The organism is Nocardia rhizosphaerae (genome assembly GCF_042650365.1).
GTDB classification, from domain to species: domain Bacteria; phylum Actinomycetota; class Actinomycetes; order Mycobacteriales; family Mycobacteriaceae; genus Nocardia; species Nocardia rhizosphaerae.
The window spans coordinates 354376-378090 of record NZ_JBHSBA010000014.1 but is presented as its reverse complement, the minus strand read 5'-3'; the positions used below and the strand labels follow the sequence as shown (position 1 = coordinate 378090).

Below are 23715 nucleotides of genomic sequence, written 5' to 3'. Positions count from 1 at the left end.
GGTCCTCCCCTGGTCGAATGCTGGGCACCTCACTGTTACATACATACCGTATGTACGTCTATAGTCCAGAAATCCACCCAGGGTATGTGGACGGGTGACCAGCTTCACGGTTACCTTCGAGCCATCACCTGCAGAGATGGAGCTCACATGTCCGTGTCCGACCGGCTCGCGCCGGACTCCGCGGCCGACCTCGGCCTCACCGCACTGTCCGCCGCGCTCGCCGACGGCCGCGTCTCCTCGGTCGCGGCGGTCACCGAGGCGCTGGACCGGATCGAGGCGTCCCAGCCGACGCTCAACGCGTACCGGGTCGTGCGGCGCACGGCGGCCCTGCGCGAAGCCGCCGAGGCCGACACGCGGCTGGCCGCCGGGGTACGCCTGCCGCTGCTCGGGGTCCCGATCGCGGTCAAGGACGACACCGACATCGCCGGCGAGGTGACCGCGTTCGGCTGCGGCGGCGACCTCTCCCCCGCCACCAGCGACGCCGAATCGGTGCGCAGGCTCCGCGCGGCGGGCGCGGTGATCGTGGGCAAGACCAATACCTGCGAACTCGGCCAGCTGCCGTTCACCAGCGGCGACGCCTTCGGCCACACCCGCAATCCATGGGACCGCGCCCGCACCCCCGGCGGTTCGTCGGGCGGCTCCGCCGCGGCGGTCGCGGCCGGAACCGTCCCCGCCGCACTCGGTTCCGACGGCGCGGGCTCGGTGCGCATCCCCGCGTCGTGGACCAACCTGGTCGGGATCAAACCACAGCGCGGCCGCATCTCCACCTGGCCGCACGCCGAGGCGTTCTACGGGCTCACCGTCAACGGGCCACTCGCGCGTACCGTCGCCGACGCCGCGCTGTTGCTCGACGTGGCCGCCGGTCCGCACGCGGGCGATCTGCACACGCCGGCGCCGATCGAAGCGAGCGCCGCCGTCGGCCGGGATCCGGGCAGGCTCAGAATCGCACTGTCGCTGGGGATTCCGTTCACCGCGACCCGCACAGCGCTGGACCCCGAGATCGCGGCTGCCGTGCACGACCTGGCGAAAACCCTGCGCGCGCTCGGCCATACGGTCACTGTCGCCGATCTGCCCTACGGCGTGTTGATCGGCGCGAGCTTCCTGCCGCGCTCGCTCGGCGGCATCAGCCGGGTGCGCCGGGCGATGCCCGCGGCGGTCGTCGACCCGCGCACCACCGCCAACGCCAGGATCGGCAGGCTGCTGCACGGCCCGGCGCTCACCGCCGCCCGCATGGCGGAACCGGTGCTGCGCCGGCGGATCGGCTCGTTCTTCGACGATGTCGACGTGGTGCTCGCCCCTACCACCGCCACCGCAGCGCCAGGCGCGGAGGAGATCGACGGCATCGGCGTCAGCGCGACCAATGCCCTGATCACCGGCGCCTGCCCGTACACGTGGCCGTGGAACGTGCTCGGCTGGCCGAGCGTCAACGTCCCCGCCGGTTTCACCGAGGCCGGCCTGCCGATCGGCGCGCAGCTGATGGGTACCGCCGACAGCGAGCCGATGCTGATCGCGCTGGCCGCGCAACTGGAGTCGGAGCGGCGCTGGGACCGCGACCGGCCGACACCCTGGTGGTGAGCGCTACCGGCCCGGTTCGCGCCAGCCTTCGAGCGTGCTCTTGGTCCCGGGTGGGCAGCCGTCCTCCCCCGGCACCCTGGGGTACATCAGCAGGCAGCGCTGCGGTCCACCCCCTCCGACGGCGGTGGTGACCAGAATCGCGATCGTCGACCCGTCGGCGACCCGTCGGGTCGAGAAGCCGAGGGTGCCGGTGACGCCGCGATAGTCGCTCTCGCGCAGCTGCACCGCGATGGCGGTCCGGTTGGGCGGCAGGTCCGCCAGCACCCCGCGACTGCTGCGCACGGCCTGCAGGAACAACCCGCTCACGTCGAACGCCAGTCCGGTGCGGTCACCGGCCCAGGTGGGGCGGTAGTCGTCGAGCTCCGGGTAGCCGCGCAGGTCCTCGATCAGCCGGGCCAGCTCCACACAGAGCTGCTCGTGCTCGAACGGCACCGGCTGATCACCGAGTTTCCCGATCCCCTCGACGCAGTCGGCGCCGCCGAGCATCACCGGCGCCGCCTTCGACACGTAGCGCACGGTCAGGTTGGCCGGCAACGCCGCGGTCGCCCGTGGATCGGTGATCAGCCTGGTCACCGCGTCGTTGCCGAGGATTGCCGGACCGTCACCGCTGAGACAACCCCGGCTCACCGCCTTGGCGAAAGTGGGGAAATCGTCGTTGCGACCGGCGAAGAACAGCAGGGTGCCGCGGTCGAAGCCCGCGGTCTCGCACGGGGCGGGGAACCGGTAGAGCTGCTGCTGCTCGCGCCAGCTCGCGCTCTCGTGGGCGATGCCGCGGTCGGTGAGTTCGGTCTGCAGATCCGTCACCAGCGTGGTGACGTAGAGATCGTCCTCGGCCTCGGGATGATAGATCGCCACCTTGTCGTAGCGGGGTGTCCCGTCGGCAGCGCGGGCGCCCTGCGCGTAGTCGGCGATCAGCCTGGCCTGCACGGAATTGCTCGGCGCCGCCTGGAAATACAGCGGCGAGGCCTGATCGAGACCGTCGGCGGACAGCGTCGTCGCCACCGCGGGCACCCCGAGTTCCCCGAGCCGGGTGATCGCGCGGCGCGTCTCGTCGGTGCTGCGGTCGATGCCGACGACGCCGAGCACACTCGGATCATCGGCCACCAGCGGCCGCAGCTGGTGCTCGACCACCCAGCTCGCCGCGCGCATGTCAGTCCCGCCGTTGGCGATGACGACCCGAAGCAACGGCTCGGACTCGTCGGAGGCCAGCAGCGCGCGCCGCTGCTGCACGGCGAGCCCGGCCAGCTCCTCGACCTGCGCGTGCGGGTAGCGCACATTGGTGTCGGCATAGCTGAGACCGGCGAAGTACACCAGCGAGACCAGCGGCCGGTTCGGGTTGGACTCGCGGGCCAGCGCCGCGGCGGCATTGAGCCGGAAGACCTCGCGCTGCATCGCGGTGAGTTCGGGGTCGTCGGCGAAGATCTGCCGTGGATTGTCGCTGTACCCGACGCATTCCCCGTCGCGCAGGCTCACCGCGACACCGCCCGTCCACGGCCACTGCGAGCACGGCGCCCCGCGCAACGGCGGGAAGTACACCAGCGCGGCCGCGGCGGCGAGCGCGATCGGGATCAGCACGCACAGCCCGACGAACCAGCTGCGCGCCGCCATCGGTGGGGCAGGTGGCAGGGCGAGGCCGCGGAAGCGCGGGTCACCGATGTGTGGCGGGGTGTCGGCGGGCAGCAGGGCGCGCAGCGGCAGGAACCAGGCGTCGGTCTGCCGGTGTGTCCGGCGGTTCTCGATCTCGCGGACCCAGGTCTGCAGCGGGTCCGGCGGCTGGCTGGTCGGGGCGTCGGCGATGCTCTCCAGGGTGCGCAGCGCGCGCAGCTCACCCACGTGCGACAGCTCCCCCACCTCGCGGTGCGGCCCCTCCTCGCGGAAGGCCACTACCACCAGTGGATCGAAATGCCCGGTCTCGTTGCGGATCTCGTTGATCCAGGTGAGGATGCGCGCCCCGTCGCCACCCTCGGAGAGGCCGCCGAGCAGCGCCACCGGATAGGCGGTGCGCCGCCAGCTCGACGGCCGCCAGATCCGGCGCCGGTAGGCATCGCGCAGGTCCTCGAGGAACGCGTGGATCAGCAGCTTGGCGACCTGTTCCTCGTTCTCGTCGACCCGATGCGACGCGGTGAGCCTGGACGCGAATCCGAGGAAGCTGCCCGACAGTTCGGGCGCGAGATAACGCTGGTGCAGGAACCACCTGGTCACCTTCGACATACCTGGGATTCGCCCCGATACCCACAGCCACAGCCGCAGCACCGGCCACAGCGCAAGGACCCCGAAGACCACCCGCGAGATCGTGTCGCCGGCAATGCCTTCCGCGGTATCGGAGCGGCTGGCCGGCGATCCGCTGCGCAGCAGCTTGGGCAGCCTGCGGCGCAGTTCGTCGGGTGCCTCGGATTCGTCGCTGGTGACGCGCTGGCGGGTCAGCCAGTCGGCGGTGCGGTAGCGCGGGAACTTGATCGCGCCCATCGCCGTGTCGTCGGTGGCGAACCCGGCGACGAGCTGCTGGATGATCGGCAGGCAGTGCCCGGCGAGCTCCTCCTCGTCGTGCGGGCTGACCGCGCTGAAGTCCGGTGTCAGCGCGGTGCGCGGCAGATCGGGTGATCGCAGGTCGACCTTGGCACGCGGCGTGGCGCGGCGGCCACCCGATTCGCTGAGCCAGCTGTACAGCTCGCCGACCAGCCGGGAATGCCCCGACACCCCGACCAGTTCGACGATCGGGCGCGGCAACGTGTGCCGCCCCCGCAACATCGTGCGCAGCACACGCGGTTTGGCGTCGGGAATCTCGAGAGCCCGCAGCAACTCCAGCAGCTTGCCGACATCATTGGCATCGGGCACTTCGACGGCCTCCCCGGGGCGAAACAGCGAACTCGCCGAGCAGACGGCGTATTCGCCGAACGATACCCCGTACCGCCGGGACTCAAACGGTCAAAAGCCCAGCTTCCCCAGCTGTTTCGGGTCGCGCTGCCAGTCCTTGGCCACCTTGACGTGCAGGTTCAGATAGATCCTGGTGCCGAGGATGTGCTCGATCTGCTTGCGCGCGCTGGTACCGACCTCCTTGAGCCGGGAACCGTTGCGGCCGATGATGATCGCCTTCTGACTCGGTCGCTCGACATACAGCAGGGCGTGCACCTCCAGCATGTCCTCGTTGGCCTCGTAGGGCTGGATCTCCTCGATCACCACGGCCAGTGAGTGCGGCAGTTCGTCGCGCACCCCCTCGAGCGCGGCCTCGCGGATCAGCTCGGCCATGAGGGTTTCCTCCGGCTCGTCGGTGATCTCGCCATCGGGATAGAACGCCGGACCCTCCGGCATCTTCGACGCGATCACATCGACGAGCACCTCGACCTGTTCGCCCTTCACCGCCGAGACCGGGACCACCTCGGCCGCTGGGCCGAGCAGCTCCGAGACCGCCATCAGCTGGTGCGCCACCTGATCCCGGCTCACCTTGTCGATCTTGGTCACCACCCCGATCACAGTGGTCTTCGGTGCCATCAACTTGATCTGCTCGACGATCCAGCGGTCGCCCGGCCCGATCTTCTCGTCGGCCGGGATACACACGGCGATCACGTCGACCTCGGAGTAGGTATCGCGCACGAGATCGTTGAGCCGCTGGCCGAGCAGCGTGCGCGGCCGGTGCAGGCCAGGTGTGTCCACCAGGATCAGCTGGGCGTGCTCGCGGTGCACGATGCCGCGGATGGTGTGCCGGGTGGTCTGCGGTCGCGAGGACGTGATCGCGATCTTGGTACCAACCAGCGCGTTGGTGAGGGTGGATTTGCCGGTGTTCGGGCGGCCGACGAAACAGACGAAACCAGACCGGAATTCGGATTCAGCCACCGCGCACCTCGCTCAGCACAGCACCGGCGCGGTCGGTGCGGATCACCGCGGCCGCAGGCGAAACCTCATGGATCGCGGCGATCCCGGCGTCCTCGGTGTCACCGCCGACCACCACGGCCGCCTCGAAACCCTCGGCGCCACTCGAGATCGCGGCGGCCACCGCGGCCTGCAGCGCGGTGAGCCGCAGGGCGGTGAGCGTCACCGCGCCGGCGGCATAGGTACGACCGTCGGTGTCGCGCACCGCGGCACCGCTCGCGCCGCCGGTGCGCCCGAGCGCGCCGCGCGCCAGCACCAGCAGCTTGTTGTCCTCGGCGTCCAGTTCACTCATCGGCTTCTCCGTTGTCGTCGGGCACATGCACCGCGGCGGGCTCGGCGCTGTCACCGTTGCGCGCCTTGTCCTTCTTCTTCTCTTTGTCGGGGGCGCGGCGCACCAGGACGGTGTTCACCCGCATCCGGCCACGCGCGTCCGCACCGCCCTCGCCGCGCAGCACCAGCCCGTACACGGTCACCTTCGAACCGGGCAGCGGCACACGGCCCAGCTCGTGCGCGAGCAGACCGCCGACGGTGTCGACGTCCTCGTCTTCGATATCGAGCCCGTACAGCTCGCCGAGATCCTCCACCGACAGTCGGGCCGAGACCCGGAAACGCCCGTCGCCGAGGTCTTCCACCGGCGGGGTCTCGTCGGTGTCGTATTCGTCGGCGATCTCGCCGACGATCTCCTCCAGCACGTCCTCGATCGTCACCAGACCGGCGATGCCGCCGTACTCGTCGACCAGCAGCGCCATGTGATTGCGGCGGCGCTGCATCTCGTCGAGCAGATGATCGAGGGTCTTGGAGTCGGGCACGAACACCGCGGGCCGCATCACCTCGCGCACGGTCACCTTGCGGCTGCGATCGGCATAGGGCACAAGGTCTTTCAGGTAGACGACGCCGAGCACGTCGTCGACGTTCTCGCCGATCACCGGGATCCGCGAGTGCCCGGATCGCACCGCGAGCGACATCGCCTGCGCGGCGGTCTTGTCGTGCTCGATCCACACCATCTCGGTGCGCGGCACCATCACGGCGCGGGCCGCGGTGTCACCGAGTTCGAAGACGGACTGGATCATCCGGCGTTCGTCGTCGGCCACCACCCCGCGCTCCCTGGCCATGTCGACCACCTCGCGCAGCTCGATCTCGGAGGCGAAGGGGCCATTGCGGAAGCCCTTACCGGGGGTGATCGCGTTGCCGAGCAGGATCAGCAGCCTGCTCACGGGGCTCAGCACCGCGCCGATGATCTGCATCGGCACCGCGGCACCGAGCGCGATCGAGTAGGCGTGCTGACGGCCGAGGGTGCGCGGCCCGACCCCGATCACGACATAGGAGACCACCACCATGACCGCGGCGGTGACCAGCAGTGCCGGACCGGTGCGCCACAACTGCATGGTCGCGGCGGCGAGCAGCACGGTGGCGCTGATCTCGCACAGGATGCGCAGCAGCACCATGAGGTTCACATAGCGCGGCCGGTCGTCCACGATCGTGCGCAGCCGCGCCGCCCCTGAGCGTTCCTCGCGGACCATATCGTCGAGCCGGGCCCGCGAGACCGTGTTCAATGCCGAGTCGATCGCCGCGAACATCCCGCCGAGGCCGATCAGCGCGATCGCCAGCAGGATCTGGATCAGCACATTCACGCCGGACCCAGTGCGTCACCCGGTGCGGCGAAGCCCGCCTTGCCGAGCAACCGGGCATCACGTTCGGCGAGTTCGGCGCGGCGCTGTTCCTCGCGCAGGCTCACATACCACTCTTCGAGCAGCTGGGCCTGCAGCGCGAACATCTCCTTCTCCTCCTCCGGCTCGGCATGGTCGTAGCCGAGCAGGTGGAGCACGCCGTGCACGGTGAGCAGCGCCAGTTCGTGGTCGAGCGAATGGCCCGCCTTCTGGGCCTGGCCCATGGCGAACTCCGGGCAGAGCACGATGTCGCCGAGCATCGACGGGCCGGGTTCGGGACTGTCGGGGCGCCCACCCGGCTCCAGCTCGTCCATCGGGAAGGACATCACATCGGTGGGGCCGGGCAGATCCATCCAGCGCACATGCAGGTCGGCCATGGTGTCGAGATCGACGAGCACCATCGACAGCTCGGCGGCCGGATGAACGTCCATCCGGCCGATCACGAACCGTGCCACGCTGACCAGGTCTTCTTCCGGGACGTCCATGCCCGATTCGTTGGCGATCTCGATGCTCACCTGTTCAGGGTACGGTGCTGCCCATATCCCGCCGGGAGCGGCATCGGGGCAGCGTGGCGTGAGTTACCCGCGGTTTGCCCGACCGGCCGCACGCCGCTGCGCACGGTTGCCCGGGTAGTGCGGGCCCGGCACCGCGCGGGTGTCGGATTCGTACCGGTCGTAGGCGTCGACGATGTCGGACACCAGCCGGTGCCGCACCACATCGGCGCTGGTGAGCTCCGAGAAGTGGATGTCGTCGATCTCGGTGAGGATCTCCGCCGCCGCCCGCAGGCCCGAGCGCTGCCCATTGGGCAGGTCGACCTGGGAGATGTCACCGGTGACCACCATCTTCGAGCCGAAGCCGAGGCGGGTCAGGAACATCTTCATCTGCTCGGCCGTGGTGTTCTGCGCCTCGTCGAGGATGATGAACGAATCATTGAGGCTACGGCCACGCATGTACGCCAGCGGAGCGACCTCGATGACGCCGGAGGCGAGCAGTTTGGGAATCGCTTCCGGGTCCATCATGTCGTGCAGCGCGTCGTAGAGCGGCCGCAGGTACGGGTCGATCTTGTCGTTGAGCGTGCCGGGCAGGAAGCCGAGCCGCTCACCGGCCTCGACCGCGGGCCTGGTCAGGATGATGCGGGTGACCTGCTTGGACTGCAGCGCCTGCACCGCCTTGGCCATGGCCAGGTAGGTCTTGCCGGTACCGGCGGGACCGATGCCGAACACGATGGTGTTGGCGTCGATCGCGTCGACGTAGCGCTTCTGGTTCAGCGTCTTGGGCCGGATGGTCTTGCCGCGCCGGGACAGGATGTCCAGGCTCAGCACCTCGGCGGGCGATTCGGCCACGCCCTCGGTGAGCATGGAGACGGTGTGCCGGACGGCTTCGGGGGTGATCACCCGATTGCGGCCGGTGAGCGCGACGAGCTGCTCGATCACGCGTTCGGCCAGGGCCACCTCGGCCGCCTTGCCGGTGATGGTGACGGTGTTGCCGCGGACATGGATGTCGGCCGGGAGCAGTTTCTCCAGCTGACGGAGGTTCTGATCGGCGGAACCGAGGAACGGGAACACAGACTCCGGGGCGAGTTCGATGCTGGAACGCACTGTTCGCGCCGCGGGACCCGCGCTGTTACCGCCTGCGCCGATGCCTGATACGGGGTTGGTGGGGTCGCCGATCTCGCCTGAGTTCTTCAAAAGTGGCTATAGCCTGCTTCCGGTCTCGACTGTGTGTTCGATGAGCCCAGTTTAACCCTCGGCACCGACACCGCCCAGCGATATAACGGCGGGCTCGGCCGAACCGCGATCCGGCGGTGATCGCGGGTCGCGGCCGGACTACCAGCGCGTGGTGAGCGCACCGAGCGCGCCGAGGGCCACCGCGGCGGCCGTCGAGGTGCGCAGCACGGTGGGGCCGAGCAGCACGACGTCGGCGCCCGCCTCGGCCAGCGCGGTCAACTCGACATCGTCGAGTCCGCCCTCAGGACCGACGATCAGCACCACCTCGGCGGTCCGTGCCAGCGGCAGTTCGGTGAACTTCCCGGTGCCCGATTCGTGCAGCGCGGCGATGATCGCGCCGTCCGCCTTGGCCTCTCGTACCAGCTCGAGCAGGTCGCGGGTGCGGTGCAGGTCGGCGATGTCGGGAATGTAAGGCCGCCTGGACTGCCGGGCCGCCGATTTGGCCGCCGCCCGCCACTTCTCGATCCCCTTGGCGGCCTTGGCTTCCCAGTTCGCCACACAGCGCGCGGCCTGCCACGGGACGATCCGGTCGGCGCCTGCCTCGGTCATCAGTTCCACCGCGAGTTCGGAGCGGTCCGACTTGGGTAGTGCCTGCACCACCGTCACCGTCGGCGTCACCGGTTCGGCACGTCGCCGATCGCGCACCGCCAGCTCGAGCCGGTCCTTCTCGGCTGCGACGACTTCCGACTCGGCGAGCACCCCTCGACCGTCGGACAGGGTGATCGGCTCGCCCACTCGGATCCGGCGGACGGTGGCCGCGTGCCTGCCCTCCGGCCCGTCGAGGACCGCGATGGCGCCCGGTTCGGGGACCTCGTCGAGGTAGAAGACCGTCGCGGCCACCAGGTCAGCGTCCGCTGAAGGAGGCGCGCAACCGGGCGAACAGGCCGCTGTTGTGCTCGGACTGGGCCGACATCACCTCGGCGCGGTCCTTGTCGCGCATGCCCTTGAACTTGCGCAGCAGGTCGGTCTGCTTGCCGTCGAGTTTGGTCGGCACCACGATGTCGAGGTGGGCGAGCAGGTCGCCGCGGGCACCCGAGCGCAGCCGGGGCATGCCGTGGGCGCGCAGCTGGATGACCTCGCCGGGCTGGGTACCCGCCCCGATGGTCAGCTCGGTCGGGCCGTCGAGGATCGTGTCGACGACGACCGTGGTGCCCAGGATCGCGTCGACCATCGGCACCCGGACGGTGCAGTGCAGGTCGTCGCCGTCGCGGACGAAGGTGTCGTGCGGCTGCTCGACGACCTCCACGTAGAGGTCACCGGCATGGCCGCCACCCGGACCGACCTCACCCTGTGCCGCCAGCCGCACCCGCATGCCGTTGGCCACGCCGGCCGGAATCGGCGCGGCAATCTCGCGACGCGCGCGCACCCGGCCGTCGCCGCCGCACTTGTGGCAGGGGTCAGGGATGGTCTCGCCGGCGCCGCGGCAGGTGGGGCACGGACGCGAGGTGAGCACCTGGCCGAGGAACGACCGCTGCACCGACTGCACCTCACCCGCGCCGTCGCAGGTCTCGCAGCGCACCGGCTTGGAGTTGCCGTTGGTACCGGCGCCGTGGCAGATGTCACACAGGATCGCGGTGTCGACGGTGAGGTGCTTGGTGACACCGACCGCGCATTCGGCCAGGCTCAACCGGGTGCGGATCAGCGAGTCGGCACCGGGCTGCACCCGGCCGCGCGGCTTGCGCGCGCCGCCGCCCTGGCCGCTCATGCCGCCGAAGAAGGCTTCGAACACGTCGCCGAGGCCGCCGAAGCCTGCCCCGCTGAATCCGGCACCGCCGCCACCGTTTTCGAGCGGGTCGCCGCCGAGGTCGACGATGCGGCGCTTCTCCGGATCGGTCAGCACCTCGTAGGCGGTGGAAACTTCCTTGAACTTGGCCTGGGCGGCCTCGTCCGGGTTCACGTCGGGGTGCAGTTCGCGGGCCAGTTTGCGGTAGGCGCGCTTGAGCTCCTGGTCGGTGGCGTTCTTGCCGACGCCGAGCAGTCCGTAGTAATCCCGTGCCACTTGAGTTCTCTAGTCCTTGGTCGCTGTGGTCCAGCCGAGCGCCGGGCGCATCCTTTAGTCGAATCGACTCAACTTTACCGGCCGAAGTATCGACTCTAACAGTGCGGGGTGCACCGTTCCCGGCGCGCCCGTCACCTTTCCGCGAGCACCTCACCGATGTACCTGGCCACGGTGGCCACCGATGCCATCGTGCCCGGGTAGTCCATCCTGGTCGGTCCGAGCACACCCATGCCCCCGAGCACCGCGCCCGCGGCACCGTAGCCGGTGGATACGACCGAGGTACCGCGCATCTGCTCGACCTGGGTCTCCTCGCCGATCTGCACCATCACCCGCCCGGGCTGCTGCGCTGCCGCGAGCAGTTTCAGCACGATGACCTGCTCCTCCAGCGCCTCGAGCACGGTGCGCAGCGAGCCGGGGAAGCCGAAATCGGCCACATTGCGGGTGAGGTTGGCGGTACCACCGAGCACGAGTCGTTCCTCCGGATGCTCGACCAGGGTTTCCACCAGCACGGTCGAGACACGGACCAGCACGTCCCGGATCTTGGCAGGCGCCTGTTCGGGCAGCCCGGCCACCGCCGCGCTGGCCACCGACAGCAGTTTGCCGTCCATCGCACCGCCGAGCAGTCCGCGCACCGCGGCGAGATCGTCGTCGGAGATCACCGCGCCCAGATCGACGATCCGCTGGTCGACGCGGCCGGTGTCGGTGATCACCACCAGCAGCAGGCGGGCCGGATTGAGCGCGACGACCTCGATGTGGCGCACGATCGACGCCGACACGGTCGGGTACTGGACCACCGCGACCTGCCGGGTGAGCTGGGCCAGCAGGCGCACTCCTCGGCGCAGCACATCGTCGAGGTCGACGCCGGATTCCAGGAACTCCATGATCGCGCGTCGTTCGGCACCCGAGAGCGGCTTCACCTCGGCGATCCGGTCGACGAACTCGCGATAGCCCTTGTCGGTGGGGATGCGGCCGGAACTGGTGTGCGGTTGGGTGATGTATCCCTCCGCCTCCAGCACGGCCATGTCGTTGCGGATGGTCGCGCTGGATACACCCAGATTGTGCCGTTCCACGAGCGACTTGGAGCCGATCGGTTCCTTGGTGGCCACATAGTCCGCCACGATCGCTCGCAGGACCTCGAACCGCCGATCCTCGGTGCTCGACGCCATCGACCCCACCTCCTCGCTCGTGCCGGGTACGTCATCGGCCCGCGTGTGTCGCTGTGTTCGCCGCACAGACTCGCACGCGGATGCCCGCAGCGTCTCGTTGTCCAGTCTAATTGTCCGGTCCCGGATCGCCCGCGCGCGTTGTCGCCGGGGAGGGCGAGTTGTCCACAGGCCGCGAGTTGTCCACAGGCGGCCGATCAGGGCTGGCCGCGGCGCGGCCCGCGGCGTACGTTCGGCCTTGATTCTGCTGTTCACCAGTGGTTTTCGGACGAACGCGAGGGGGCATGCGATGGACAAGGCCGGAGTGGCGGTGCGGCCGGTGGAGTTCGCCGGTTTCGATCGAGGGTGTGCGGAGTTTCTCCGGGTGATCGAGGAGATCGTGGTACTGGCCGGGCAGATTGCCGGGCACGAGCACTGGGGGCTCGGGGAGCGCGACGCCCGGCTGATCTCCGGCCGGGCCGTGGTGGCTCGTTTGCGCGCCAAGGCTGATGGCGGCAGCAACAGTATCGGCGCGGTGATGGCGGCCCACGCCCGGTTCGTCACCGATCTCCGGCGGGCGTACCGGCAGGCATCGAATCAGCTCATCCGAGCCGACGAGGAATGGGCGCGACACCTGAATGCCGCTGCAGTACAGGATGTTCCAGTGGCGGACCGTCATGTCCGGGTATGAGCCGCCGGGCATTCGCGGCGGCGGCGAGAACGCCAACGCGTGGCGGCACCGGGAGATCGCCGAGGCCTTCGCGACACTGGAGGTCACCGATGCCATCGCCATGGCCGACACGTTCGCCCGGATCGCCGCGCGCTGGTCGACCGGCCTCACCGCCTTCGAGCGGGACCTCTGCGAGGCATCGGCGGTGGCATGGTCCGGGGCGAGCGCGGAAGCGATGGAAGCCGCGGTCGATGCCTACCTGGCCGGGGCGCGAGCGCTGGCCATCGCACTGGCCGAACTCCCCGGCTTGGTCACGGCGGCGGCCGAGGCGATCGTGGCGACCAAGCATGCTGTCCCGGAACTGCCCGTCGCCACCGGCCCCGCCGACGCGGAGGCACACGGCAGACAGGCGGCAGCGCTGGAGGAGGCGCGGGTGGCGATGCACGAGCGATATGTGCGACCGTTCAGGGCGATCGATCACCGGATTCCCTTGTTACCCATGCCTGTTCACTCCCTCGACCTGCCATACAGGGAGTGGGGAACACGCGAGCCGGGTGCGCCGACGGCCGAACTCGGGTCGCCACGCGGTGTCGCCCTGGCGAGCTCGGGTGATGCCGCGGTCTCGGGGACATCCGCCGACGGCACGGCGCGTAGCGTCGGCCTCGCGACCGATCCGCCAGGCCTGGGCCCGCCTGCACCGTCCATCGACGACTCATCGCCCCAGGACCCCGCCCGGATAGCTCGCTCGGTCGCAGGCGGTTCTGGCACCGAGGCGGACGGTGCGACGAAACCGGCGGAACAGGTCGGCCAGACCGCCACCGCGTCGGTCCGGTCGAACGCGGACGACCACGGACGTCTCCCGAGCGGATTCATCCCGGCTGCGCATTCGGCGACAGTCCCTTCGACCACCGACAATCCGGCACCATCTCCCCGCGAAGGATCGGCCGGCGCCGCAGGCTCATCGTGGAAGGAACCACCCGGAGCCGGCCCGCGCGGCGTGTGGTCACAGGTCGGCGACGCGGCACGAGCGGGCGATCGGGCCCGGCCAGACGACACAGCGCGTCGCAACGGCTCGACACCGCCGGGTGACTCCGCGCGCCAAGGTGACCCGGCGTGGCCAGGCGATCCGGCCCAGCAGAACCGCATTGGCCAGCCTCGCGTTCCCGGGCTGGTCAACGACCTAGCGAGGCCGGGCAGTTCAACACGAACAGGTGATCCAGCAACCGTCGGCGACCCGATGCGACCAGGTGACTCGGTCCGACCAGGTGACGGTCGGAGCGTGCCGGGTGCGGCGGGGCCGGTGATCGGTGCCGGCGCACCACCGGGAGCGCCGGTGCGGATGGTCGACCGGCTGTTCCACTATGCGGTGCCGTCGGGAATCGGCTGCGCGCCGGAACCTGATGCCGAGCGCGGGATTCCGGACTATCTGATCACCCAGGCGAATACCGAAGCCTTGCTCGACGATCGACGGCCGACGGTGATCGGAGGTGTGATCGGTGGCGAACCGCCGTAGGGGCGCGACACAGCGGCTCGGTGCCTGACAGGCTACGAGCAGGGTAGCCGTTCCGACCGACCGCCGACCTCGGCCGCCCAGGGTGGGCGGCCGAGTATCCGCTAGCCGCGGACGGCGGGCTGGGCGGCGCCGACCTGTTTGCCCGCGAGGGCGTCGAGGCCGAGCATCGCCAGCAGCGATACGCAGTCGTCGGCGTCGGTGGCGTGCGACGCGACCGTGCGGGCGGCGACCGCGCACTGCCGCGCGTTCTCCGCCTTCTCCGCGGAACGCGCTTCCGCGAATTCGCTCTGCTCGTTGACGAGGGTGATGTGCCGTTCGGTGGACATATAGCTCCCTAGGATCGAGCCGAAGCCTACGCCCCCAATCGTTATCTCCGGCCCCGAACCCCGGGAAAGTTCTGTTTCGCCACCCCGGTGCGCATCCGCCGCAGTGAGGTGTGCATCACTCGAAATCCGGGCGCTGACCCCGGCATTTATCCAGGTGACGCGCACCCGCTCAGCAGTGGGAATTCGGATCACGAATCAATCTCGGCCGAACTCCCCGCAGCATCCGCAGCTGGCCGATCTCGGCCACGTTCTTCATCAGTTCGGCATCGACCCAGGAGACCAGATGCGCCACCGTCAATCCGGCATCGGCCGGCCACGGGTATCCCGAATCCGCGCCAAGCGCGGCATCGTCGAGCCCGTCCAGAATCGTGCGCCACTCCGCGCGCAAGTCCCGCAACCAGGCCACGGCAGGAACGCCCGCCGCTCGGTGGACACCCGGCCGTTGGCGAACGAATTCCTCCACTCTGCTCAGCGCACGAGCCGATCCGCGAGGTCATCGCAGATCGATGGCGAATCCCTGTCCCAGTTCGACACCGCTACGGGGCGGATCCCGGTGCCGAGGTCAACGCGGCTCTCCCGCGAATTCCGCGACCGATGTCGCGGCGAAGTCGATCCGACGGCGAACGTTCGACAGTGCGGTCACTACGCAGGTTCCGACCGGACCGATGCGATCGTAGAGCGTGGCGCTCCCGACCGAGAGGCCGTCGGCGGCAATGGTGCTGTCGGCGCGCAGGCCGACCTCGTAGCCGACCGGAAGGCGCGCGAGGCTCACCGTGACATCGGCATTGATATATCCGGCCCCCGCAGAACCCCAGTGGCATACGTGATTGGTCACGTCGCCGAGGATCGCGGCGCGCTGGAACGGAGTGATGGCTTCCCCGGCCACAAGCGGTGGCAGACTCTGCCGGACCGCCTTCCGGTCGGCGTTGTGGTTCGCCGCGAAATCGGCTGTCCAATCGTTCGTCCCGCTCTTGAACAACGGCGGCGAGCCCTCGGGCGACATGCACCCCTCCGGCGGCACCGGCAATTCCTCGTCCGGGCTCCACACCTGCCCGAGTGGAGCATCACCGATGGATCGCTCCGGCGGTCAGGTGAGCAGGTCGCGGACGATGCCGTCGGCGAGGAGGCGGCCGCGGTCGGTGAGGATCAGGTGATCGTCGGCGAGGTGGGCCAGGCCGTCGGCGACGATACGGTCGAGGGCGGGGTGGGCCGACGTGGCCAGGGTGTCGAGGGGGAGGCCGGTGCGGAGGCGGACGGTGAGCATGAGGTGTTCGGTGTAGCGCTCGTCGGCGGTGAGAGCCTCCCAGCCTGCGGCGGGCAGACCACCGAGGGCGACGCGGTCGGCGTAGCGGGCAGGGTGTTTGACGTTCCACCAGCGGACCCCGCCGACGTGGCTGTGCGCGCCGGGGCCGGCGCCGAGCCAGTCGCCGCCGTCCCAGTAGCCGAGGTTGTGGCGGCAGCGGGCGTCGTCGTTCGCGGCCCAGTTCGATACCTCGTACCAGTGCAGGCCCGCGTCGAGCAGCCTGCGGTCGATGCTCTCGTAGCGGGCGGCGAGGACGTCGTCGTCGGGGGCGGGCAGTTCGCCACGGCGGACCTTGCGCGCCAGCGCGGTGCCGTCCTCGACGATCAGCGAATAGGCCGAGACGTGGTCGACTCCGGCCGCGAGGACGGCGTCGAGGCTGGCATCCAGGTCTGCGTCGGTCTCCCCCGGCGTGCCGTAGATGAGGTCGAGATTGACGTGCTCGAACCCGGCGGCCCGCGCCTCCCGCGCGGCGGCGACGGCGCGGCCGGGGGTGTGCGTCCGGTCGAGCACGCGCAGCACGTGCTTGGCCGCGGACTGCATGCCAAGCGACACCCGCGTGTACCCGGCGGCCCTGATCCGCTCGAAGAACTCCGGCGAGGTGGACTCCGGATTCGACTCGGTGGTCACCTCGGCACCATCGGCCAGGGTGAAGTTCGCCCGCACCGCGTCGAGGACGTCGGCAAGCCCGTCACCGCCGAGCAGCGAGGGCGTCCCGCCGCCGACGAAGATCGTCGATACCTCGGGAGTGGGACTCGGCAGTCCGGCGAATTCGGCCGCCGCCGTCGCGAGCTCGCCGCGCAGCGCCGCGAGCCACGACTGCGGCGATGCCGAGGTCCCCAGCTCCCCCGCGGTGTAGGTGTTGAAGTCGCAGTATCCGCAGCGCGTGGCGCAGAACGGCACATGCACGTACACCCCGAACGCGCCGCCGCCGAAGTCGCGCAGCACCGGCCCAGCCGCGTCGGCCGGTGTCACGAAAGCCTCGGTCTTCATCCCCCCAGTCTGCCGGGTGGGCCGCGGCGGTCCAGCACGACCCCACCGGCGGCCGCGACCCCACCGGCGCCCGGTCGATCGCGCTGTCCCGAGACCCGGCGAGCGCCGGTCGCACGGCCGCGGTTGCGGCGGCACGGCAGCGCGCGGCGCGACGTATACGGCGCCGCCCACCGCTCCGACCCCGGCAGCACGAGCAGGTCGCTCAGCCGGTGTGCCACACGGCACGGTGGCCGATTCGACGCACTGCCCGCGAATCCCGGCACCGAACTATGACCCCCGTCACAGAACGGGACGACCGTCCAGGGAATTTCCCTCAAAAGTGCGGGAAATATCTCCTTGCGGTCGGAACGACCCGGCTGACATGGCACAATAGGCCCATGCACGCATCCGGAGTACGACTCGTGGCCCGTCGCCACGTCGACTTCCAGCGTGTCTGCAGCGCCTGCTGTCGGCCCGGTTTCCACCGGTAGCGCAGCGGCGTCCACGCCCGGGTCGATTCCCGGTGCCTTCGACCTTCACCGGCCCGCTGACCACCTGACGCGAGCCAGCCCCTCGCGCCTTCAGCACGGATGTACCACCCACCCCGCAGGAGCGACCCCACATGACGTCGAGCACCGACGCCGCCTCGACCGAGCAGTCGACGGCGCAGGCCAGCCCCGAGCGCCCATCGCGCCCGGCCGCCGAACGCCGCGTGCGGCCCGACCGGCCGCGCAGCGAGGCCCCCGTCGCCCCGCGTGAGCGCACCGGCCGACCGGTCCGCCGCAAGTCCGAAGGCCAGTGGGCCCTCGGCTACCGCGAACCGCTGAACCCGAACGAGCAGTCCAAGAAGGACGACAACCCGCTCAACGTGCGGGCGCGGATCGAGAACATCTACGCCAAGGGCGGCTTCGACTCGATCGACAAGGCCGATCTGCGTGGCCGTTTCCGCTGGTGGGGCCTCTACACCCAGCGCGAAGAGGGCTACGACGGCACCTGGACCGACGACGACAACATCGACATCCTCGAAGCCAAGTACTTCATGATGCGGGTGCGTTGCGACGCGGGCGCGCTGAACGTCGCCCAGCTGCGCACCGTCGGCCAGATCTCCACCGAGTTCGGCCGCGACACCGCCGACCTGTCCGACCGCGAGAACGTCCAGTACCACTGGATCGAGGTCGAGAACGTCCCGGAGATCTGGCGGCGGCTGGAAGCGGTCGGCCTGCACACCACCGAAGCGTGCGGCGATTGCCCGCGCGTCGTCCTCGGTTCGCCGCTGGCAGGCGAGTCCCTCGACGAGATCATCGACCCGACGCCCGCGATCGACGAGATCGTCAAGCGCTACATCGGGAAGAAGGAGTACTCGAACCTTCCCCGCAAGTTCAAGTCCGCGATCTCGGGCCAGCAGGACGTGGTGCACGAGATCAACGACATCGCCTTCGTCGGCGTGAACCACCCCGAGCACGGGCCCGGCCTCGATCTGTGGGTGGGCGGTGGTCTGTCGACCAACCCGATGCTGGCCAAGCGGGTCGGCGCGTGGGTGCCGCTCGACGAGGTGCCCGATGTGTGGGAAGCGGTCGTCGCGCTCTACCGCGACTACGGCTACCGGCGCCTGCGCACGAAGGCGCGCCTGAAGTTCCTGATCAAGGACTGGGGCATCGAGAAGTTCCGGCAGGTGCTCGAGGACGAGTACCTGAAGCGCAAGCTGATCGACGGGCCTGCGCCGGAGCAGCCCGCCAAGCCGATCGACCACGTGGGTGTGCAGAAGCTGCGCAACGGTCTCAACGCTGTCGGCTTCTCCCCCATCGCGGGTCGCGTCTCGGGCACCATCCTGAGCAAGGTCGCCGACGCCGCCGAGAAGTACGGCTCGGACCGCATCCGGTTCACTCCGTACCAGAAGCTGATCATCCTCGACATCGCCGACGACAAGGTCGACGCGCTGATCGACGAGCTGGAACCGCTCGGCCTGCAGGCTCGTCCGTCGATCTGGCGGCGGAACCTGCTCGCCTGCAGCGGGATCGAGTTCTGCAAGCTCTCCTTCGTCGAGACCCGCAAGCGTTCGCAGGTACTCGCGCCCGAACTCGAGCAGCGGCTTGCCGATATCAACGCGCAGCTCGATGTTCCGATCACCATCAACATCAACGGCTGCCCCAACTCGTGCGGCCGCTCCCAGATCGCCGATATCGGCTTCAAGGGCCAGCTCGTCGACGACGGCACCGGGAATCAGGTGGAGGGTTTCCAGGTTCATCTGGGTGGCAGCTTGGGTCTGGATTCCGGATTCGGCCGCAAGCTTCGCCAGCACAAGGTGACCAGCGTCGAGCTCGGCGACTACATCGAGCGGGTTGTGCGCAACTTCGTCAAGACCCGCGAAGACGGTGAACGCTTCGCGGTGTGGGCGGTTCGCGCCGACGAGGCCGACCTCCGCTAGTGGATGAGGAGATCTCAACTGTGACAACGAATCTCGCCGCCAAGCTGTCCGAGGACGAATTGCGCGCCATCGCCGAGCGTGGCGCGGCCGAACTGGGCTCCGATGCCTCGGCCGCCGACCTGATCGCCTGGACCGACCGCACCTTCGGCAACGGCTACATCGTGGCTTCCAACATGCAGGACGGCGTGCTGGTGCACCTGGCCGCGCAGACCAGGCCCGGCGTCGACGTGCTGTTCCTCGACACCGGCTACCACTTCGCCGAGACCATGGGCACCCGCGACGCGGTCGAGGCGGTCTACGGGGTGAACGTGATCGACGTGCGGCCCGAGCACAGCGTCGCGGAGCAGGACGAACTGCTCGGCAAGGACCTGTTCGCCAGGGACGCGGGCGAGTGCTGCCGGTTGCGCAAGGTGGTCCCGCTGAAGAAGTCGCTGGCCGGCTACAACGCCTGGATCACCGGGATCCGCCGGGTGGAGGCTCCAACACGCGCCAACGCCCCGCTGATCTCCTTCGACGACGCTTTCGGCCTGGTGAAGATCAACCCGATCGCACCGTGGTCCGACGACGAGATGCAGGCCTACATCGAGGCCAACGGCATTCTCGTCAATCCCCTGGTGGAGGAGGGCTACCCGTCCATCGGCTGTGCACCCTGCACGCGCAAGCCCGAGCCGGGGTCCGATCCGCGCAGTGGCCGCTGGGCCGGCCTCGCCAAGACCGAGTGCGGATTGCACCAATCATGACCATCACCACCTCAGGGAGCGTGCCTGTGAGTACCCACACCACCGAACGCGAGCTCGGTCTGACCGAGTTCGACACCCTCGCGGCGCTGGAGTCCGAGGCGATCCACATCTTCCGTGAGGTCGCGGGCGAGTTCGAGCGGCCGGTGATCCTGTTCTCCGGCGGCAAGGACTCCACGGTGCTGCTGCACCTGGCGCTCAAGGCCTTCTGGCCCGCGCCGCTGCCGTTCGCGCTGCTGCACGTCGACACCGGGCACAACCTGCCGGAGGTGCTCGAGTTCCGCGACAAGGTGGTGGACAAGTACGGGCTGCGGCTGCACGTCGCCTCGGTCGAGGAGTACCTGGCCGACGGCCGCCTCACCGAACGCGCCGACGGCATCCGCAACCCGCTGCAGACCGTCCCGCTGCTCGACGCCATCACCGAGCACCGCTTCGACGCGGTCTTCGGTGGCGGCCGCCGCGACGAGGAACGTTCGCGCGCCAAGGAGCGGATCTTCTCGCTGCGCAATGCCTTCGGCCAGTGGGATCCGAAGCGTCAGCGCCCCGAGCTGTGGAATCTCTACAACGGCAAGCACGCGCCGGGTGAACACGTGCGAGTGTTCCCGCTCAGCAACTGGACCGAGCTCGACATCTGGCGCTACATCGCGCGCGAGGACATCGATCTGGCCTCGATCTACTACGCCCACGAGCGCCCGGTGTACCAGCGCGACGGCATGTGGATGACGCCCGGCGTCTGGGGCGGCCCGAACGACAACGAGCTGCTCGAGACCCGGTCGGTGCGTTACCGCACCGTCGGCGACGGTTCCACCACCGGCGCCATCATCTCCGACGCCGCCGACAACGCGGCCATCCTGGCCGAGGTCGCGGCGTCCCGACTGACCGAACGCGGTGCTACCCGTGGTGACGACCGCGTGTCCGAGGCCGCCATGGAAGACCGCAAGCGAGAGGGTTATTTCTGATGTCCGACCTCCTGAGGCTGGCCACCGCCGGTTCTGTCGACGACGGCAAGTCAACGCTGGTCGGGCGACTGCTCTACGACACGAAGTCGGTACTCGCCGACCAGATCGACGCCGTCACCCGCGCTTCGGTGGACAAGGGTCTGTCGACGCCTGATCTGTCGCTGCTGGTCGACGGTCTGCGCGCCGAGCGTGAGCAGGGCATCACCATCGATGTGGCGTACCGCTACTTCGCCACGCCCAAGCGCTCTTTCGTGCTCGCCGACACCCCTGGCCACGTGCAGTACACCCGCAACACCGTGTCCGGCGCGTCCACCGCGCAGCTGGTGATCCTGCTTGTCGACGCGCGCAAGGGCGTCATCGAGCAGACCCGCCGCCATGCCGCCGTGCTGGCGCTGCTCGGGGTGCCGAAGCTGGTGCTGGCGGTGAACAAGATCGACCTGGTGGACAACCCGGCAGAGGTGTTCGCCGCGATCTCCGCGGAGTTCAACACGCTCACCGCAAGGCTGGGCTGGGCCGCCGAGGACGTTCTCGAGATCCCGGTGTCGGCCCTGCACGGTGACAATATCGCCAGCCGGTCCGCCAACACCCCGTACTACGACGGTCCCTCGCTGATCGAGCATCTCGAATCAGTGCCGGTCGACGCGGACTCGACCGGTACGCACGCGCTCGGCCTGCGGTTCCCGGTGCAGTACGTGATCCGCCCGCGTACCGCCGAGTACCCCGACTACCGTGGGTACGCCGGGCAGATCGCGGCGGGCTCGGTCTCCCCCGGTGACGAGATCGTGGTACTGCCCTCGGGCAAGCGCACCACCGTCGAGCGCATCGACACCCCCGACGGTGAACTCGCCGTCGCCCAGGTGGGCCGCAGCGTGACGCTGATCCTGGCCGACGAGGTGGACATCTCACGTGGCGACATCATCGCCTCGCCCGCCGACGCGCCGGAGCCGATCGACTCCTTCGACGCCACCGTGTGCTGGCTCGGCGACAAGCCGCTGCGCTCCGGCGCCCGGCTGCTGCTCAAGCACGGCACCAAGACCACCCAGGCCATCGTCGGCGCGCTCGTCGAGCGGTTCGACGAGCAGCGGCTCGCCGCGCTGGAGAGCCCGGAAACCTTGGAGCTCAACGATATCGGCCGGGTCTCGCTGCGGCTGGCCGAGCCGATCCCGGCCGACGACTACCGCACCAACCGGCACACCGGATCGTTCCTGCTGATCGATCCCGCCGGAGGAAACACCCTGGCCGCCGGCCTGGTCGGCGATGTGCTGACCTCGGTCGAGGTCGGTAGCGCGGTCTGATGACGCGCGTGCTCACCCCGCTGCGTGGTGCCGCGACACACCGCGGCGGTGGCGAGCCCGCGCTTGTCCTGGTGGCGCACGGCAGCCGTGACCCGCGATCGGCGGCGAACGCGGCGGCCGTGCGCGATCTGGTCGCCGCGGCCAGGCCGGAGCTGGCGGTGCGGCTGGCCTTCCTCGACCTGACCGCGCCGTCGGTCGATCGGACCGTCGATGCCGTTGCCGCGGCTGGTTTCTCGCGGGCCGTCGTGGTTCCGCTGCTGCTCGGCAGCGCGTTCCACGCGCGGGTCGACCTGCCTGGTCTGCTCGACGCCGCGCGGCGTCGGCTGCCGCGGCTGGAGCTGATCCAAGCCGAGGTGCTCGGTCCCGATCCACACCTGATCACCGCGCTGTGCGAGCGGATCGCCGAAGCGAGTACGGGTAGACCGGTCACCATCGGTGGTGCATCCGGGTCGGCACGAACCTGCCCTCCCGCCACCGGGACGGGAAACGCGGGCGCGACCATCGAGCCGATACGGTCGGGCGCGCCGATCACCGCATCGGGGATAGCGCGCGCGACCATCGAGCCGTCCAAAACCGGCACACCCACCACAACCGGGATCGCGAACGCAACCGTCGAGCCGACCCAGACCGGCACACCCACCACCACAACCGGGATCGCGGTGGCGGCCGTCGGGTCGACGCGGCCCGGCGCGAACGAACGCACCGCCGAGGTCGCGGCCGAGGTCGCCCGGCGCACCGGGCTGCCCACCGAGATCTGCTTTGCCACCAGCGAACCCACCATGTCGACCGCCATCGCGCGGCTACGTGCGCGCGGTGTGGACCGGATCATCGTCGCGCCGTGGTTCCTGGCACCAGGGCTCCTGACCGATCGCCTCCTCACGACAGCACCCGACGTGGTGCACGCGGCGACCATCGGCGCCCATTCCGCACTGGCCGAGGTGGTCTCGGCCCGGTACGACAGCGCACTCGCCGCAGAACTCGAGCTGTCCGCGTGAAGTCCAGCTGACCGGCACCGGCCCCGGCGGCACACCCCGATCGATCGCACGCCCACGCGCAGGACCCGCACCCACCGGCAGCGCACCCCGATCGCATAGGCACGCACGCAGTCCGACCGACCCGCACGGTTCCGGCAGCACACACCGACCGCATAGCCCGCACACAGTCCGACCGACCGCACCAGTCCCGGCAGCAAACCCCGACTGCGCAGGTACCACCGAGGCAGCAACCCCGATGCCCGGCCCAGTCGTTCCACACCGCACTCGATCAGGTGGGCCTTGCGGTGCCCGACGGAAGCCACACGACGGACAAAACTCCGCGCTGAGCATTCACTTTCTTGCGAAACGGTCTCACACGCGACAATTCGACCACTTTGTGCGCGCTCAGCGCTGGCCGCACCAGCGTTCGCCAGGCACAACCGACGCAGCAAGCCCGATGCCCCGGCCCTGCCGTCGTCGCAGACCGCGCCCGACGCGTGAAGTCCGGCCGACCCACACCCACCCGGCAGTACACCGATCGCACAGCCCGCACGCAGTCCGGCCGAC

General features: G+C 69.5%; 21 protein-coding genes. 8 read left to right on the top strand and 13 right to left on the bottom strand.

Going from position 1 to position 23715, the window contains the following annotated elements; all coding sequences use genetic code 11:
* Positions 1-147 precede the first annotated feature (147 nt).
* Positions 148-1575 carry an amidase gene (locus ACFOW8_RS22015; RefSeq protein WP_378553116.1) on the top strand — a complete coding sequence of 476 codons (1428 nt, stop codon included), beginning with the start codon at positions 148-150 and terminating at the stop codon, positions 1573-1575.
* Between the two features lie 3 nt (positions 1576-1578).
* On the opposite strand, the gene ACFOW8_RS22010 is transcribed toward ACFOW8_RS22015, so the two are convergent.
* From ACFOW8_RS22010 to hrcA, 9 genes are all read right to left on the bottom strand, one after another.
* Entirely contained in the window at positions 1579-4410 is a 2832-nt protein-coding gene (locus ACFOW8_RS22010) for an ABC transporter substrate-binding protein (protein ID WP_378553115.1), read from the bottom strand.
* A gap of 90 nt (positions 4411-4500) precedes the next feature.
* On the bottom strand, positions 4501-5406 hold the full coding sequence (gene era / locus ACFOW8_RS22005) for a GTPase Era (protein ID WP_378553113.1): 906 nt from the start codon (positions 5404-5406) through the stop codon (positions 4501-4503).
* Positions 5399-5734 (bottom strand): cytidine deaminase, encoded by a 336-nt coding sequence (locus ACFOW8_RS22000; protein WP_378553110.1) that lies wholly within the window; start codon positions 5732-5734, stop codon positions 5399-5401. The genes era and ACFOW8_RS22000 overlap by 8 nt, the downstream gene beginning before the upstream one ends.
* Entirely contained in the window at positions 5727-7019 is a 1293-nt protein-coding gene (locus ACFOW8_RS21995) for a hemolysin family protein (protein WP_378553196.1), read from the bottom strand. The genes ACFOW8_RS22000 and ACFOW8_RS21995 overlap by 8 nt, the downstream gene beginning before the upstream one ends.
* Before the next feature lie 50 nt (positions 7020-7069).
* Positions 7070-7624, bottom strand: coding sequence for an rRNA maturation RNase YbeY (gene ybeY / locus ACFOW8_RS21990; RefSeq protein ID WP_378553107.1), 555 nt, complete (start codon positions 7622-7624; stop codon positions 7070-7072).
* Positions 7625-7687: 63 nt separating this feature from the next.
* The gene (locus ACFOW8_RS21985; protein ID WP_378553194.1) at positions 7688-8749 is read right to left on the bottom strand and encodes a PhoH family protein; all 1062 of its coding nucleotides are present in this window, start codon (positions 8747-8749) and stop codon (positions 7688-7690) included.
* Positions 8750-8935: 186 nt separating this feature from the next.
* Entirely contained in the window at positions 8936-9676 is a 741-nt protein-coding gene (locus ACFOW8_RS21980; protein WP_378553106.1) for a 16S rRNA (uracil(1498)-N(3))-methyltransferase, read from the bottom strand.
* A 4-nt stretch (positions 9677-9680) separates the two neighbouring features.
* Complete coding sequence (dnaJ, locus tag ACFOW8_RS21975; RefSeq protein ID WP_378553104.1) at positions 9681-10835, bottom strand: molecular chaperone DnaJ; 1155 nt, start codon at positions 10833-10835, stop codon at positions 9681-9683.
* A gap of 131 nt (positions 10836-10966) precedes the next feature.
* Positions 10967-12001, bottom strand: coding sequence for a heat-inducible transcriptional repressor HrcA (hrcA, locus tag ACFOW8_RS21970; RefSeq protein WP_378553102.1), 1035 nt, complete (start codon positions 11999-12001; stop codon positions 10967-10969).
* 286 nt (positions 12002-12287) lie between these two features.
* Here hrcA and ACFOW8_RS21965 point away from each other — a divergent pair, with 286 nt between their 5' ends.
* Both ACFOW8_RS21965 and ACFOW8_RS21960 read left to right on the top strand, forming a co-directional pair.
* Positions 12288-12668, top strand: a complete 381-nt coding sequence (locus ACFOW8_RS21965) for a hypothetical protein (RefSeq protein ID WP_378553100.1) — start codon at positions 12288-12290, stop codon at positions 12666-12668.
* Positions 12655-14160 carry a hypothetical protein gene (locus ACFOW8_RS21960; RefSeq protein ID WP_378553098.1) on the top strand — a complete coding sequence of 502 codons (1506 nt, stop codon included), beginning with the start codon at positions 12655-12657 and terminating at the stop codon, positions 14158-14160. Before ACFOW8_RS21965 ends, ACFOW8_RS21960 begins: the two co-directional genes overlap by 14 nt.
* Before the next feature lie 101 nt (positions 14161-14261).
* On the opposite strand, the gene ACFOW8_RS21955 is transcribed toward ACFOW8_RS21960, so the two are convergent.
* From ACFOW8_RS21955 to hemW, 4 genes are all read right to left on the bottom strand, one after another.
* Positions 14262-14486: a hypothetical protein gene (locus ACFOW8_RS21955; protein WP_378553096.1), complete on the bottom strand. Its 225-nt coding sequence runs from the start codon at positions 14484-14486 to the stop codon at positions 14262-14264.
* A 169-nt stretch (positions 14487-14655) separates the two neighbouring features.
* Positions 14656-14883, bottom strand: coding sequence for a hypothetical protein (locus ACFOW8_RS21950; protein ID WP_378553094.1), 228 nt, complete (start codon positions 14881-14883; stop codon positions 14656-14658).
* 165 nt (positions 14884-15048) lie between these two features.
* Positions 15049-15489: a hypothetical protein gene (locus ACFOW8_RS21945; protein WP_378553092.1), complete on the bottom strand. Its 441-nt coding sequence runs from the start codon at positions 15487-15489 to the stop codon at positions 15049-15051.
* A gap of 84 nt (positions 15490-15573) precedes the next feature.
* Positions 15574-16779 (bottom strand): radical SAM family heme chaperone HemW, encoded by a 1206-nt coding sequence (gene hemW, locus ACFOW8_RS21940; RefSeq protein ID WP_378553090.1) that lies wholly within the window; start codon positions 16777-16779, stop codon positions 15574-15576.
* Between the two features lie 601 nt (positions 16780-17380).
* Between hemW and ACFOW8_RS21935 the strand changes: the two genes are divergently transcribed.
* Genes ACFOW8_RS21935 through ACFOW8_RS21915 form a run of 5 tightly spaced genes read left to right on the top strand, consistent with a single transcriptional unit; the run spans position 17381 to position 23169 of the window.
* The gene (locus tag ACFOW8_RS21935) at positions 17381-19183 is read left to right on the top strand and encodes a nitrite/sulfite reductase (protein ID WP_378553088.1); all 1803 of its coding nucleotides are present in this window, start codon (positions 17381-17383) and stop codon (positions 19181-19183) included.
* Positions 19184-19203: 20 nt separating this feature from the next.
* Positions 19204-19923: a phosphoadenylyl-sulfate reductase gene (locus tag ACFOW8_RS21930; protein WP_378553087.1), complete on the top strand. Its 720-nt coding sequence runs from the start codon at positions 19204-19206 to the stop codon at positions 19921-19923.
* Positions 19920-20879: a sulfate adenylyltransferase subunit CysD gene (gene cysD, locus ACFOW8_RS21925; protein WP_378553085.1), complete on the top strand. Its 960-nt coding sequence runs from the start codon at positions 19920-19922 to the stop codon at positions 20877-20879. The genes ACFOW8_RS21930 and cysD overlap by 4 nt, the downstream gene beginning before the upstream one ends.
* Entirely contained in the window at positions 20879-22174 is a 1296-nt protein-coding gene (locus ACFOW8_RS21920) for a sulfate adenylyltransferase subunit 1 (protein WP_378553083.1), read from the top strand. Before cysD ends, ACFOW8_RS21920 begins: the two co-directional genes overlap by 1 nt.
* Positions 22174-23169: a sirohydrochlorin chelatase gene (locus tag ACFOW8_RS21915; protein WP_378553081.1), complete on the top strand. Its 996-nt coding sequence runs from the start codon at positions 22174-22176 to the stop codon at positions 23167-23169. The genes ACFOW8_RS21920 and ACFOW8_RS21915 overlap by 1 nt, the downstream gene beginning before the upstream one ends.
* Positions 23170-23715: the final 546 nt, after the last annotated feature.

Bases quoted from the DNA above. Each gene is read 5' to 3' on its own strand.
- hrcA (WP_378553102.1), bottom strand. From the start codon at position 12,001: ATGGCGTCGAGCACCGAGGATCGGCGGTTCGAGGTCCTGCGAGCGATC.
- ACFOW8_RS21965 (WP_378553100.1), top strand. From the start codon at position 12,288: ATGGACAAGGCCGGAGTGGCGGTGCGGCCGGTGGAGTTCGCCGGTTTC.
- ACFOW8_RS21920 (WP_378553083.1), top strand. From the start codon at position 20,879: ATGTCCGACCTCCTGAGGCTGGCCACCGCCGGTTCTGTCGACGACGGC.
- ACFOW8_RS22000 (WP_378553110.1), bottom strand. From the start codon at position 5,734: ATGAGTGAACTGGACGCCGAGGACAACAAGCTGCTGGTGCTGGCGCGC.
- ACFOW8_RS22015 (WP_378553116.1), top strand. From the start codon at position 148: ATGTCCGTGTCCGACCGGCTCGCGCCGGACTCCGCGGCCGACCTCGGC.
- ACFOW8_RS21955 (WP_378553096.1), bottom strand. From the start codon at position 14,486: ATGTCCACCGAACGGCACATCACCCTCGTCAACGAGCAGAGCGAATTC.
- ACFOW8_RS21945 (WP_378553092.1), bottom strand. From the start codon at position 15,489: ATGTCGCCCGAGGGCTCGCCGCCGTTGTTCAAGAGCGGGACGAACGAT.
- ACFOW8_RS21995 (WP_378553196.1), bottom strand. From the start codon at position 7,019: ATGTTCGCGGCGATCGACTCGGCATTGAACACGGTCTCGCGGGCCCGG.
- hemW (WP_378553090.1), bottom strand. From the start codon at position 16,779: ATGAAGACCGAGGCTTTCGTGACACCGGCCGACGCGGCTGGGCCGGTG.
- ACFOW8_RS21935 (WP_378553088.1), top strand. From the start codon at position 17,381: ATGACGTCGAGCACCGACGCCGCCTCGACCGAGCAGTCGACGGCGCAG.
- cysD (WP_378553085.1), top strand. From the start codon at position 19,920: ATGACCATCACCACCTCAGGGAGCGTGCCTGTGAGTACCCACACCACC.
- ACFOW8_RS21915 (WP_378553081.1), top strand. From the start codon at position 22,174: ATGACGCGCGTGCTCACCCCGCTGCGTGGTGCCGCGACACACCGCGGC.
- ACFOW8_RS21960 (WP_378553098.1), top strand. From the start codon at position 12,655: ATGTCCGGGTATGAGCCGCCGGGCATTCGCGGCGGCGGCGAGAACGCC.